Origin of the sequence: Longitalea arenae, assembly GCF_016924755.1 — a bacterium.
Classification (GTDB): domain Bacteria; phylum Bacteroidota; class Bacteroidia; order Chitinophagales; family Chitinophagaceae; genus Niastella; species Niastella arenae.
This window is the reverse complement of record NZ_JAFFJX010000002.1, coordinates 62,808-76,581: the sequence shown is the minus strand read 5'-3', so window position 1 is coordinate 76,581 and position 13,774 is coordinate 62,808. Positions and strand designations below refer to the sequence as shown.

The window sequence follows — 13,774 nt, the reverse complement described above, 5'->3', positions numbered from 1 at the left end:
CGTAATATCCATTCCGCCGTGATCATCCTTTGCTTTTTGCTCATGGTAATTCCATTTTAGTCCTTGGAAATCCACGTTCGGAACAATCACATTGTAAACATATTGGTCAATAGCATGAAGCAGTTTCTTTCTTTCTCCCGGCCAGTACCCAGGTGGGTTATATTGATCATCGATCTGGTCATTACCGGCTTTTCCTTTACGTTATCCTATTTTGTCGTAAAGCAATTTGAGTTTTCTGAAATAATGCGCGGTCACTTTTTTGTGTATACCACCCTTTACTGTGCGATCTCATTGCCGGTATTTTATTTTATGCGTATACATACAGGTATGCTCCGCTTTTCAAATGTCTATGACGTAATGCGGATCTCCCTGGCTGTTTTGATCACCGGCGTATTATACCCCATTGCCGTAGTATCGGTCGTGAACCGCGAATACCATATTAATACCCTGAACATTTCAGGCGTGCTGCTGATCAACTTCTTTATCAGTTGTACGCTGCATATGATGCTGCGGTCAATGGTCCGCGGATTTTATTATTATGTAAAGCATAACGCTATCATTGTAAAGGAGAATGTCTTGATATTTGGCAGTGATACCGAGGCCATGCTGGTAAAGCAGGCCATTGAATCGAGCATCACCAATAAATTTGTCATTGCGGGCTTTGTTGAAACAGATCTGAACCGGGCCAATGTTACCATTCAGCAGAAAAGGGTATACCATATCAGGGAGCTGCACATGCTGAAAACGAAAAAGAAGATCGACAAGCTCATATTGATGAACGAGCAGCTTGATAACAATGATAAAAAGATAGTTATTGAAAAATGTTTACAATTCGGTATTAAAGTTCTTACTGTTCCGCCTTCCGACCAATGGATCTATGGTAAATTAAGCCTGAAGCAAATTCAGGAACTGCGCATCGAAGATCTGTTACAGCGTGAGCCTATTATTATAAATAACGAAAAGATATCGAGAGAGCTTACGGGGAAAAGGATCCTAATCACCGGCGCAGCGGGTTCCATTGGCTCAGAGATCGTTCGGCAGGTATTATCCTTCCATCCGGAAATGGTGGTTATGTGTGATCAGGCGGAATCGCCGCTGCATGAAATACAGCTGGAGATGGAAGAAAAATTCCCTGATGCCAATATTAAGATTTTCATAGGTAATATTCGCGACCGCAACCGGATGCTGATACCGTTCCGGGAATTCCGCCCGCATTTTGTTTTCCATGCCGCTGCTTACAAGCACGTGCCTATGATGGAAAAACATCCCTCCGAGGCTATTCTTACCAATGTAATGGGAACCAAGATCATCGCCGATCTGTCGGTATTGTACAACGTGCACAAGTTTGTGATGATCTCAACCGATAAGGCGGTGAACCCAACCAATGTGATGGGTACCTCCAAACGGATTGCGGAAATGTATGTTCAGTCGCTGAGCAGTGTGGCCGACAACCTGGTTGATCAAACCATTATGGGATTGATCAATAATGACAGTAAACATGGTGCGAATGGCAATACCAAAACAAAATTCATTACCACCCGCTTCGGCAATGTACTGGGCTCTAATGGTTCTGTGATCCCCCGCTTCAGGCAACAGATCCAGAATGGCGGTCCGGTTACAGTTACCCACCCCGAGATCACCCGCTACTTCATGACGATCCCGGAAGCCGTACAGCTGGTCATGGAAGCGGCGATCATGGGTAAGGGCGCTGAGATCTTTGTATTCGATATGGGCAAGCCGGTTAAGATCGTTGACCTCGCATTGAAGATGATCCGCCTGGCCGGTTTAACGCCCGATGAAGATATCAAGATCGTTTATTCCGGCTTAAGGCCTGGTGAGAAGTTATATGAAGAGCTGCTGAATGCAGAAGAAAAGACCCTGCCTACCCACCATGAAAAGATCAAAATAGCCAAGATCATTCCCTCTTCGCATAAAGTAGTAAGGGATATTGAGGATCTGATCAGCCTGAGCCGGCTCGAGGATAATTATGGCATTGTTAAGAAAATGAAGGAGTTGGTTCCGGAATTCAAAAGCAAGAATTCGCAGTACGAGAAACTCGATCTACAACTTAATAAGGCCTTCACAGCAACGGCCGCCGATTGAAACACCAACCACGCAGGCAACAATCATAATATATTGATGAGAACCCGCTAAGCAATGTATTATAATGGTTGTTGCCTGTTCTTATTTGCTGCCGGCCAATCTCCTTTCAGGCACATCTTTCACTTGAAGTCTTCCTCAGACAGTATCCTTTGCCGGCGCCGGTCCAATTTCCCAGGATTATCGCATTATAAATAATTATCATCAATACATATCAATTATGGCATCTATTATAATACCGGTGATCATCCTGGTAATGCTCTTCATTCTTATGTACATGTATGCAGGCCCTTTTTTCAGAGGACTGCCTGTGCTGGTCTATCACAGGATCAACAGTACGAAGACGCCCGATTTTATAAATGTTGCCACTTCGCGCATGCGTGAGCAGCTTGAATATATCACCAAAAAGGGATACAATACGATCTTCATCAGCGACCTCATCGATTATTTTGAAAAGGGAACGCCATTACCACCAAAACCGCTGATGATCACCCTGGATGATGGTTTCCGGGACAATTATACAGACCTGTATCCTTTATTGAAGGAGTTCAATTGCAAGGCCAACATTTTTATCGTGGCCGGTTTTGTACAAACGCCTGGCAACATGGGGCCGCGGGCCGAAGGGGAGTTTATGACGCTGGAAGAGGCCAAAACCGTTTGCCGCGACCACATTCAATTTGGTTTGCATACCATGTACCACAAGCGTTACGATAGAATGACCCTGGAAGAGATTGATGAAGACATGCGGGTTTCCAAACAAAGGCTCGATGAGCTGGGAATACCCTATCAACCCTGTTTCGCCTATTCGTTCGCCGTTTACCTGAAAAATGACCCGGTAAAACAGAAAGCCATGTTCGGTATTTTGAAGAAGCATGGGGTGCGCTATGCATTTAAAACAGGCGACCGGCTGAATAAACTGCCAATGAAGAACGTGAACCGCTTGTTGCTTAAGCGGTCAACTATAAGTGGCACCTATTCTATGTTCAAATTCAAAATGACATTGCTGGGCTTCATCCGCATCATTGCCCGCTTTGAACGAATATTTAAGTAGACAGTACAATGGTATATTTAATTGTTACAGGGCTAATTGTGTTGCTAGTAGTCGCCTTTTTACTTTTTAAAATGGGGTCGGCTTTTGGCGGATTACCGGTATTGAATTACCATAAGATAAGCACTGATAAACCTGATTTTTTGACTGTTAGCACCCATCAGCTGCGCAGGCAGTTTGCGTACCTCAATAAAAAAGGCTACACAACCATTTTCCTCAGTGAGCTGCTGGCGCATGTGGAACAGAAAAAGCCATTGCCTGCACGGCCGGTAATGATCACCGTCGACGACGGATATAGAGATAACTATAACAACCTGTACCCGCTTTTAAAGGAATATGATATCAAGGCGAACATTTTCCTGGTGGCCGGTTTCATTCGATCACCGGATAATAAACAGGTGGCGCCCAACCCAATGGGCGAATTCATGTTCGCGGAAGAAGCCATTGAAATGAGCAAAGACCAGGTTCAGTTCGGATGGCATACCTATATGCATGAGAGCTATTCCTCCTTAAGTTTGCCGGAAATAGAAGCTGATCTCATTAAAACAAAGACCCGCTTACAGGAATTAGGCATTCCGGTGCAGCCATGCCACGCATATACCTTTGGCGCCTATAATCAGCAAAAAGAAGAGAAGAAACTGGCTATGTTCCAATTGCTGCAGCAGCATGGCATCCGGCTGGCATTCCGGGTAAGTAACTGGGTAGATAAGATCCCGGTGGAGAATAGATTTTTTGTAAGCCGCATCCATGTGAGTGGACTGTTTCCTTTCTGGAAGTTTAAGGTTTGTGTATGGGGCTACATCAAGATATTTAACCGTTTTGAAAAAATGCTGAAGTAGCCAAACCCTACTGGGTATATGGACAACAGCAGCAATAAACTGTAGCCACTACGTTTATTAGTAACTGACCACCGTCAGCTGTTTACTCCTTATTTATATATTATAACGGCAAGGGCTGGTTCTATTAAAAAATAATTTAATAGGACCGGCCCTTTTTCTTTTGTGTTGCTGTTTTAACGGCGTACAGTCAATACCTTTCGGCATCCGGTTCCTTTCTGTCGCTTTAATTTTCTGTTAGCCAGCGCTTTTCCACATTTTTATAAGCACAAGTACTTACTCGTTTTATGGGATAGTATCTATGGTGCGCTAGTATATTTTACCGGTAGATATACGAAATGCTGCTGTTTTTTTTAAGCTGGTTGTTTTTCTTACACTTTTTTAAGAGTGCGGTTGTTTTATACTATAAACTAACAGGGAAGAGGGTTTGAAGAAAGAAATGAATAATTGAATTGATTAAAAGTTGACTTCATATTTCAAATGAAAACATGTGTTTGACTTTAGTCTATTTTTTTATGAATCTTTTAATCGACCCGGTTTCAGGCATTATAATTGTTAGTTCACTAGTGAAACTACGAAACTACTCTTTAAGAAAAACGTAAAATACTCCTATGATCAACACTACTCGAAGGAAGTTCCTCCGGGATGCGTCCTTGACTGCAACCGGAGTTTGTTTGACCTCGCAGTTAGGTGCTAAGAAAAAAGAAACTCGACCCGATGTGATTGAGTGTGCGCCGCGACAAACATTCGCACTCTTCGGCACAATCGCTAGTATGCAATCGGGCAATTGGTCTGATCCTGCTACCTGGGGCGGTAAATTACCAGGGCCTATAGATACTCCTCTCATTTCATCAGGACATACCGTTACATTCGATATTACTTCAGGAATCTATGCCGGTGTAAGTATTAGCAGCGGCGCTACCTTACAATTCGACAGCAGCAAAAGCACAACACTTCAATCGACCGGCAATGTTGTAGTAGAAGGCAAATTGATCATGCGTCCTGCTTCTGCCAGTATCATTCAAACTTTACGGTTTATCAATATCGACGAAAGCAAATTTGTTGGCGGCGGTATGGACGTAATAGGCGCCGACGTTGGCTTGTGGGCCATGGGATCAGGTTTGTTAGATCTTGTGGGCGCTGCTAAAACGGCGTTCGTACGCGCTGCTGGCAATATCAGCTCTGGCGCAACTACTATTTCATTGAACACCACGCCGGCGGGATGGCAGGTGGGCGATGATATTACCATTGCCCCAACCGAGTCTCCAACTGTCGGCAACGCATATACCAATGGTTTTGAAGATCGTACCATCAGAAGTATTTCCGGTTCCTCTGTTACATTGAATGCAGCAACAGTACGTGCGCATCCGCAGATCAATATCTGGACCGCCGAGGTGATCAATCTTACCAGGAACGTACGTATTGAAGGAACCGCTACGGGCAGAACGCATATTTTCATTCGCACCTCGGTACCACAAACCATTAAGAACGTACAAATAAGATATATCGGGCCGCGAAAGAACCGCACCGGCGATTCAACCCCCGAATTTGTATTGGGCCGCTATGGGCTTCATTTTCACCATTGTGGTAACGGTAGCGTGGGATCGATGGTGGAAGGTTGTGTTATCCGCGATACAGGCAGCCATAGCTATGTACCCCACTCCTCCAATGGCATCACCATGAAAGGCAATGTGGCTTACAATTTCATGGAGACCGCTTTCTGGTGGGATGTAATGGATCTGACCCATGGTATCACCTGGAATAACAATATAGTGGCACGAGGTTCATTCCTTCATGATGCAGCTGATATTGACAACAGCGATGCACCTACATTTACTGTAACCGCCTTTATTCTGGGGGTGGGCGATGATAATGTTTGTAATAATAATGTAGCTATCGGAATGACGGGTGACTTCCGTAGTGGCGGCGCTTATTTCTGGCAGGAAGGAACCATTGAAAGCGCCTGGGAATTTAAAGGAAATATGGCGCACAATTGTTGCGGCGGATTGGTAACCTGGCAAAACAATGAGAAAGTACACGTTATTGAAGATTTTGTACTCTATAATAATGAAATGGGCATTTATCATGGTGCCTATTCAAACTGTTATTTCTATCGGGATGGTCATATCTATAACAGCGAGATCCAGATCAAAGCCGCTTCGGCTAACAGCAATCGCATACGGTTCGAGAACCTGATCATCGATGCTGCGGGCCTCGATTACGCCATCAGGATGGAAGAAGGCCCGCTGGATGGATCATGGCCTATCTTTATCAGGAACTGCACCATCAGGGGGCATCGCAAAGCGGGCATTATAAATCAGTCGCCCAAAGCCGTAAAGAAAGTAGATATTATTCAATGTACTACAGAAGGAATTGTAGGCGGCGCGCTTTCTTTCCTGGCCAGTGCGGTGGATTATTTACTTAGTCCGCTCGCAGGCTCCAATGAAACGATGCGGGTGCAACCGGTACTTGGTCAGTCTTATATGCTTACCAGGTCAGGTAAAACGAATATTGCCCCTTTTGCGCCCACCATCTGGGGAAATGGGAACGGGTTGAAAGCGGAGTATTTTAATGATACCAACTTATCGAAACCAGCATTCACCAGAACAGACGTTTCAATATATTTCTTCCACTGGAATAAATTAGGCGTTCATTATAAAATTACCAGCAACAGCTATTCCATTCGCTGGACGGGCAAGGTGATGCCGCATTATTCAGAGCCTCTTACATTCCATGTAGAGACCGGTGGCGGCATCAGGTTGTATATCGATGGTAAACTGGTGATAGATAGCTGGAGCGAGCCATATCCCGGCGTACAAACTTCTCCGCCTATTCATTTGCTTGCAGGGCAGAAATACGATATCAGGCTCGAGTATTTTAACACAGACAATCGTTCGAACATAGGGTTAAAGTGGCAGAGCGCCAGCTTACCGTTGGAGTATGTGCCAATGGGCCAATTGTTTTCCGATCCCATTGGGTCGCAACCTCCGGCCTCTGGCAATGTGGCCCCGATCGCCAATGCAGGTTCTGATATTGCTATTACGCTGCCCGTGAATTATGTGACCCTCGATGGTGTGGCTTCAAGGGATACGGATGGCAGTATCGTAAGTTATGCCTGGACGAAAGTAGCGGGGCCCTCACAATTCAGTATTGGCAACGGAGCTTCCAATAAACCAACGATAACCGGGCTTGCGGCAGGCGTGTATGTTTTCCGCCTGCAGGTAACTGACGATAAAGGCGCCACCGGTACCGATGAAGTTACCGTAACCGTGAATGCCGCTAACCTGGGTCCTGTTGCAAATGCAGGCGCCGATATCAACCTTACCCTGCCATTGAACAGCACAACCCTCAATGGCGGTGCATCTAAAGATCCTGACGGTTCTATTACAAAGTATGCATGGTCCAAGGTGAGCGGTCCCTCGCAATTCACCATTGCCGATGCAGGGGCAGCTACAACGGCATTGACCAACCTGGTGGCCGGTACCTATGTATACAAACTTACAGTTACCGATAACAAAGGGGTAACTGCTGAAGATACGGTAAATGTGATCGTGAATAACAGCACGACCCCGGCCAACAGGCCACCCGTGGCTGATGCCGGACCGGATACGGCCATTACATTGCCAACCAACAGAGTTACCCTCAATGGTACGGCTTCTACTGATCCTGATGGTTCTGTTACAAAATATGCCTGGTCCAAGGTGAGCGGACCTTCCTCATTCCTTATCAACAGTGCTGGTTCAGCGATCACCCAGGTAAGTAACCTGATAGCCGGTACTTATGTGTTCAGATTAACGGTGACTGATAACAGGGGCGCCACAGCGAATAATGATGTAACTGTAGTGGTAAATGAAGCGGCCTCGCCGGGGAACCAAAGCCCGGTAGCTATGCCCGGAAACGATATTACCGTGCAGCTGCCGAATGCCAGCGTATCATTAAACGGCTCGGGATCTTATGATCCTGACGGCAGGATCGTTTCTTATAGATGGACAAAAATAAGTGGTCCTTCTTCCTTTATGCTGGTGACACCTAATGCAGCCACTACCGAATTACGCAACCTGGTGGCAGGGACCTATGTGTTCAGATTAACGGTTACCGATGATAAGGGCGCAACCGACAGTGAAACGATTACCGTAACGGCGCTGGAAATTAAACAACCTGACCTCGGTCTGTTAACGGTAGTGCCTTATCCCAATCCATCAAAAACTACCTTCCAGTTGAGGATCACCAGCAACAATACCGATACCATCTTCCTGCATGTTTATGATTCAACAGGAAAAAGGGTAACCTCCCTGTATAACCTGAGCAATAATACAACGGTTACTGTAGGTGCTCATTGGCTGCCCGGGGTATATACCGTAATTACCTGGCAGGGGAATAAGACAGTTATGACCAAACTGCTGAAACAGTAACTATATAGATGATGTAAAGTCGAATAAAAAACCCTTCCGGTACTCCGGAAGGGTTTTTGTTTTACGTAATAAGCTTTTATGAAAGTGTACTTAATACCTATAAATAAAAAGAGCAGGCCTAAGCCTGCCCGGGATATGGTTTCGGACCATCAACCGGAAATGACTACATTTCGGTTTGCATCCGAGAAGATGCTTTTTCAGCAGTTCTTTTACCATTTTGCCACATGTCGGTGAGCTTATCGCCCCATTTGCCGGCCTGATCTTTAATATTCCTTCTAAGATCACTTCCTTTTTCAGGTGCTAATAACATTCCCACAGCAGCGCCTACAGCAGCGGCACCTATCAGGCCCAGAATAACTTTAGTTGTTGTAGTCATGATTATAAATTTTAAATAAGTAATAGATGTATTGATGATTTTAATTGCTTCAAATCCTGTTCCCTCTTTAATATCTTGACTGAGAGCCGGATATCAGGCGGGCTGTTGTGCATAAAAATCCCCATTGAGGGCAAGGCCCGGTCAGCTGGTTTTACGGGAGGCTGCAACCAGTATTACCGCGCCTATCGCGGCTACGCCAATGCCGGCATAGGTGGGCCAGGCCACTTGTTTCTTTTCTTTTTTATTCAGTTCAATAGGGCCCAGGTCGGCCACTTCTTTTTCTGTGGTAACGTTTACCTGTCTTATAATGATCATGGCAATGCCAATGACGATCAGGATGATTCCTAAGACTTTCATTTTGTGTTGTTTTAAGTTATGAGTTTACAATTTCCCCGCCATTCGGATGCAGTATCTGTCCCGTTATATACGAAGCCTCCTCGGAGGCCAGGAAAACATAGCTGCCGGCTACTTCTACCGGTTCCCCGGCGCGGCCTAACGGTGTGTCGGATCCAAACGAGGAAACATGTGCCGGCGGAAAAGTGGCCGGGATGAGGGGCGTCCATACAGGGCCGGGTGCTACGCCATTGACCCTTATGTTCTTTTTCGCAAAATAGGCCGATAGCGACCGTGTAAAGCTTACAATGGCGCCCTTGGTAGCCGAGTAATCCAGTAAATGCGAACTGCCGCGAAAAGCCGTAACGGAACTTGTATTTATGATAGAAGCGCCCTCCTGTAAATATGGTTCCGCTGCCTGCACCAGGTAGAACATGGCGAAAATATTCGTCTCAAAAGTTTTCTTCAGCTGCTCTGGTGTAATGGCAGACAATTCATCCTGGGGAAACTGAATGCCTGCATTATTTACCACGATATCGAGCCGGCCGAAACGATTTATGGTTTGTTGTACGATCTTTTTACAATGTGCCGGTTTACCTATGTCACCAGCAATTAACAGGCATTTTTGTCCGATCGCTTCCACCCGCTCAGCCGTTAACCGGGCATCCTCATTGTCCTCATGATAGGCTATTACAACATCAGCGCCTTCTTTGGCAAAGGCAATAGCTACCGCTCTTCCTATGCCACTATCGCCACCGGTTATAATGGCGGTTTTATTTCGCAGCCGCAAAACATCTCTTTCCTTTTCATACACAGGCTGGGGTTGCATTTGTTTCTCTTTCCCCTGCTTCCGTTTCACTTTCTGGGCCGGGCGTACCTTCCTTTTCTTCTGTCCATGTTGCATTAATACAGTGTTTTGCCTTGTTCGGTCTTTTGATTCTTTTTAACTACCGTTGCACCAAGCACCGCCGCCAATGCCCCTAAGATCGCATTCCCACCAATGGTACTGGATACAATATGAAACAGCATATCCCCCTGACCGCTCTGCGGCGGATTGCTGGCATCATTTAAGCCTGCAAACATTGAGTTAATTAACAGCACCAGGCCGCATAGTAGTGTTGCCAGCAACACACCGTAGATGGTGATCTTAATGCCCATCATCGATGATGACCGCACACTGGCACTGTCATGTACCCTGTGATAACCCCTGAACACGCCAACGAGCACAACAGCAGCAAACAGCATATTGCCAATGTACAGGATCCAGACATTCTCGTATTCGCGCACCAGCAAAAAAGCAATTATGCTCACGGTATTCACGATGGCAGCCCATAGAGAATACTTCCAGTAAAAAGCTTTCAACGTCATATACTTTTTTTGATATGCGCAAAAAAGTCGTGCCTGTAATGATAGCAGGGGATGGGGAGATTAATCTACAGCGGAAAAAACGCAGCAGCGTCTGGCGTAAGATGCCGGTGAAGGCAGGTTATGAGTGATGGTTAGACAATGCGCAATGAAAAGTGCTAAAGCAAAAAGGAGGAGATCTATGGCTGATCCCCTCCTTAAAACGGGTTTAATAATTCATATAATGCTGCTTCATGACCCATGGCTTTTTCATGGGCGGACAAGGTATAACGGATAAGGTTGTGTCTTAGTAACGGGTTGCACACATGCTGATGAAGCTGCTGTATAACAGCAACGACCAGTGCCATGATGGCGCGCGAAATTACAGGCAGCCTCACAACGTTCAAGGACAAGGTTAAGTAAGGATAAGGTAAAAACAGAACAAGGCGATGGTGGCTAAGAGTAAAGGAGTAAAAGAGTAAAAAGAGATCTATGGAAAGCGCTTTTCTCTTTTACTCACTTGAAACTCTTAGCTTCAGGACAAGGTCAATGGTAACGGCCAGGAACATTTCAGCCAATGGGCTGCGATTATTTTAATAAATACATAGCCCACATTGCTTCATGTGCCTGGTTGCAGGATAAGGTCAATGGTAAGGGCTGAAACAAGCTAAAAAAGATACAAGAGATGTGGTAGTCTCGTATACTCTTTTATCAGGTAGCCCGCTTTATGCTGATATAAAGCTTTGCCTTGTACAAACAAACAAATTGCACAGTGCATATTGATTGCATACCTGGTCTTCAAACTGAAATCCGGCTTTCAACAAAATGTCATTATACAGTTTATTGTCAGCCTCTGGTTCTGCAATAACCTGCCTGATCTCAGGAAATGAAAAGAAATACTCCATACAGGTTTGAAGGGCTTTGAGTTGGAGCGGGCGAACCGTTTTCTTGTTGCTGTTCATTAATATCCTGATAATATAATCGCCGGTGGTAGCCGGGTAGGCATCAAAGAGCTCGTCTTTGTCTGCCTCGCAGATATCTACCTGGCAAACAGCCAGCCGGTTATTTAATAATATCATGAAAGAACGAACAAAATCTGAGCTGTCAGCATACTGATAGCTCGTGGCAAGGGTGTCAGCCGCCCGGCTTTGTTTCCATGCCCAGCTGCAAATGGCCGGCATGTCGTGGGGTATGTTAATGGTGCGCAGGCACAGGGCATATGAAGGTTGTTGAAAGTGTTTTTTAAAAACAACTTCCTTTTGAACAGTCAGGCCGGTAGAAGCGATCAATCCGTTCTTCAGACCTGGAATACCTGGTGTAGAGCATACTAATTCCATAAAGAAAAATTTAAGCTCCCGGTTTTTTTGCCCGGGAGCTCTTAGTGCCTAACCAGAGCCTTAATGATAACTTCAATAAAAAATGGAGGCGCAGTAATCGCTAAAATCTTTGCTGCTGCTATTTAAAGCAGCACCAGGTTAAATAACACCGCATCAGTGCCCGATGACAATAAGAAAAATGTGAAAGTTGTATTTATACTACGCAACCACTACGCAGTGCTACATATATTCACTTAGTGCAACCATGCTCGGTAGGAATCCTGTAATTAACAATGACAGTGGACAGTATTTATTATAATATATAACGTTTTATGATTTTCGTTAGTATATATTGACCAAGTGTAGCCGGTCATTGGCCGCCTGATAATAAAGCGGTGTCGGTTACAGGACCAATGATGATCAATGCCGGATGCGTTATATGCTGGGCTGCTGCCAGTTGTGGCAGGTCTTTGATCTTTCCTTTAGCCATTTTGTGATAGGGCAAAGACGCATAATGAATGATAGCAGCCGGCATATCGCCATACCCTTTGCTGATGTATGTTGCAGCAATTTCCGGAAGTTTCTTCATGCCCATATAGATCACCACGGTTGCTTTGCTTTGAATGGCCAGCTGCAGATCGGCAGATAAAGAGCCGTCTTTTTTAGTGCCGGTAACCACCCAGATGCTTTCACTGATATTGCGGAATGTTAAGGGAATATCATACAAACCACTGGCCTGCATACTGGTAATACCGGGGATAAACGTTGTTTTAATACCGTGTTCACGGGCAAACAGGATCTCTTCGAACCCTCTTCCGAAAATAAAAGGATCACCCCCTTTCAGGCGTAAGACCTTCCCTTTTGAAAAAGCTTTTTCTTTGATCAGTTCATTGATCTGCTCCTGTGGCGTGTATTCACCGTAGGGCAGTTTACCCACATAGATGTTCTCACAATCAGGTTTGGTATGATCCAACAACGTTTTGTTCACGAGGTTATCATATAATACGACCGGCACTTCCTGCAAAAGGCGGTATGCTTTTAATGTTATGAGTTCGGGATCACCGGCGCCTGCGCCTGCTACAATCAGTTCGGGTTGGTTTGAAGCTGCCACTACTAAAAATTATTTTAATTAAAACAATATCTTGTTTCCATCGAACAAAGGTTGGTGCAGAACGGAAACCGTTTATGATGAACCGGCATGTTCATGCAGCTTATCGGCATTTAAGATCGAAATGTTTTTACCCGATAAAGCAATGCTGCCTTCCAAAACCAGTTCATTCATTATTCTGAATACCGTTTCATAAGTAGTACCTGTATAGGATGCCAGGTCTTGCCGGCTCAGCGTGATATCAATAAACCCTTCTGCAGTTGTTCCGAATTTTGCTGACATCGAAAGCAGGGCCTGGGCTATTCTGCCTTTGACCGGCATATGGGCCAGGTTGCGCATCTTTTTTTCTGATTCCTTCAATTCGCCGGCAAAGAACATCATCAGCTCGTAGAGGAATTGATAATTCACCTTAAGGGTCGATTGAAAGAAGCCGAGATCAATAAAGCAAACTTCTGAAGGCTCCAGGGCTGTTGCCGACACCGGATAGTATATATCATTACCCAAACCGCGATGCCCCAGGATGGCGCCGTTCTTGGCCAGTCGAACGATCATCTCTTTGTCGTCGGTCCATTTTTTATGCACTTTGAAAGTGCCTTTATATATAAAGTATATCCCGGTAACCTCGCTTCCTTCAGTGAACAGTATTTCGCCTTTGTTCACATGAAAGCTTTGACGATGCACATCAATGGCCGGCAACCAGTCCTTTGAGCAGAGCCGGCACAGAAAACAGCTTTTCAGATCACAACCATGTTTATTTCTTTTCACAGGAAAGTTTATATGTAAAATAATTTAATATAAGTTTCTACCCAAATTCTGCCGCAAAACCGCATTAGCGGCAAAAAGAACCGGGAGTTGCAGTTTCTGCCCTCAAAGTTCCTGGAAAATTTCAATTAATTACACA

11 protein-coding genes are annotated in these 13,774 nt (G+C 45.1%); 4 read left to right on the top strand and 7 right to left on the bottom strand.

What is annotated here, in order from left to right; all coding sequences use genetic code 11:
- Positions 1-114 precede the first annotated feature (114 nt).
- The 4 genes from JT717_RS05340 (at position 115) to JT717_RS05325 (ending at position 8,396) form a co-directional block, all read left to right on the top strand.
- Positions 115-2,103, top strand: a complete 1,989-nt coding sequence (locus JT717_RS05340) for a polysaccharide biosynthesis protein (protein ID WP_205509171.1) — start codon at positions 115-117, stop codon at positions 2,101-2,103.
- 217 nt (positions 2,104-2,320) lie between these two features.
- Positions 2,321-3,151, top strand: coding sequence for a polysaccharide deacetylase family protein (locus tag JT717_RS05335; protein ID WP_205509170.1), 831 nt, complete (start codon positions 2,321-2,323; stop codon positions 3,149-3,151).
- Between the two features lie 71 nt (positions 3,152-3,222).
- The gene (locus JT717_RS05330) at positions 3,223-3,987 is read left to right on the top strand and encodes a polysaccharide deacetylase family protein (RefSeq protein WP_205509169.1); all 765 of its coding nucleotides are present in this window, start codon (positions 3,223-3,225) and stop codon (positions 3,985-3,987) included.
- A 770-nt stretch (positions 3,988-4,757) separates the two neighbouring features.
- Complete coding sequence (locus JT717_RS05325) at positions 4,758-8,396, top strand: PKD domain-containing protein (protein WP_205509168.1); 3,639 nt, start codon at positions 4,758-4,760, stop codon at positions 8,394-8,396.
- Between the two features lie 163 nt (positions 8,397-8,559).
- Here the strand turns inward: JT717_RS05325 and JT717_RS05320 are convergent, their stop codons facing one another.
- The 7 genes from JT717_RS05320 to JT717_RS05290 all read right to left on the bottom strand — a co-directional run bounded on the left by JT717_RS05320 (position 8,560) and on the right by JT717_RS05290 (position 13,638).
- On the bottom strand, positions 8,560-8,772 hold the full coding sequence (locus tag JT717_RS05320; RefSeq protein ID WP_205509167.1) for a YtxH domain-containing protein: 213 nt from the start codon (positions 8,770-8,772) through the stop codon (positions 8,560-8,562).
- A 141-nt stretch (positions 8,773-8,913) separates the two neighbouring features.
- Positions 8,914-9,129, bottom strand: coding sequence for a hypothetical protein (locus tag JT717_RS05315; RefSeq protein WP_205509166.1), 216 nt, complete (start codon positions 9,127-9,129; stop codon positions 8,914-8,916).
- A 16-nt stretch (positions 9,130-9,145) separates the two neighbouring features.
- Entirely contained in the window at positions 9,146-10,009 is an 864-nt protein-coding gene (locus tag JT717_RS05310) for a glucose 1-dehydrogenase (RefSeq protein ID WP_205509165.1), read from the bottom strand.
- A complete protein-coding gene (locus JT717_RS05305) occupies positions 10,009-10,473 on the bottom strand; it encodes a hypothetical protein (RefSeq protein WP_205509164.1) in 465 nt (154 codons plus the stop codon). Before JT717_RS05305 ends, JT717_RS05310 begins: the two co-directional genes overlap by 1 nt.
- A 701-nt stretch (positions 10,474-11,174) precedes the next feature.
- Positions 11,175-11,786 (bottom strand): GNAT family N-acetyltransferase, encoded by a 612-nt coding sequence (locus JT717_RS05300; protein ID WP_205509163.1) that lies wholly within the window; start codon positions 11,784-11,786, stop codon positions 11,175-11,177.
- Between the two features lie 349 nt (positions 11,787-12,135).
- The gene (gene cobA, locus JT717_RS05295; RefSeq protein WP_205509162.1) at positions 12,136-12,876 is read right to left on the bottom strand and encodes a uroporphyrinogen-III C-methyltransferase; all 741 of its coding nucleotides are present in this window, start codon (positions 12,874-12,876) and stop codon (positions 12,136-12,138) included.
- Positions 12,877-12,948: 72 nt separating this feature from the next.
- Complete coding sequence (locus JT717_RS05290; RefSeq protein WP_205509161.1) at positions 12,949-13,638, bottom strand: Crp/Fnr family transcriptional regulator; 690 nt, start codon at positions 13,636-13,638, stop codon at positions 12,949-12,951.
- Positions 13,639-13,774 lie beyond the last annotated feature (136 nt).

What these genes read in the sequence shown, in the direction of transcription:
- JT717_RS05310 (WP_205509165.1), bottom strand. Translation starts at nt 10,009, where the DNA reads ATGCAACATGGACAGAAGAAAAGGAAGGTACGCCCGGCCCAGAAAGTG.
- JT717_RS05315 (WP_205509166.1), bottom strand. Translation starts at nt 9,129, where the DNA reads ATGAAAGTCTTAGGAATCATCCTGATCGTCATTGGCATTGCCATGATC.
- JT717_RS05320 (WP_205509167.1), bottom strand. Translation starts at nt 8,772, where the DNA reads ATGACTACAACAACTAAAGTTATTCTGGGCCTGATAGGTGCCGCTGCT.
- JT717_RS05300 (WP_205509163.1), bottom strand. Translation starts at nt 11,786, where the DNA reads ATGGAATTAGTATGCTCTACACCAGGTATTCCAGGTCTGAAGAACGGA.
- JT717_RS05330 (WP_205509169.1), top strand. Translation starts at nt 3,223, where the DNA reads ATGGGGTCGGCTTTTGGCGGATTACCGGTATTGAATTACCATAAGATA.
- JT717_RS05335 (WP_205509170.1), top strand. Translation starts at nt 2,321, where the DNA reads ATGGCATCTATTATAATACCGGTGATCATCCTGGTAATGCTCTTCATT.
- JT717_RS05325 (WP_205509168.1), top strand. Translation starts at nt 4,758, where the DNA reads ATGCAATCGGGCAATTGGTCTGATCCTGCTACCTGGGGCGGTAAATTA.
- JT717_RS05305 (WP_205509164.1), bottom strand. Translation starts at nt 10,473, where the DNA reads ATGACGTTGAAAGCTTTTTACTGGAAGTATTCTCTATGGGCTGCCATC.
- JT717_RS05340 (WP_205509171.1), top strand. Translation starts at nt 115, where the DNA reads ATGAAGCAGTTTCTTTCTTTCTCCCGGCCAGTACCCAGGTGGGTTATA.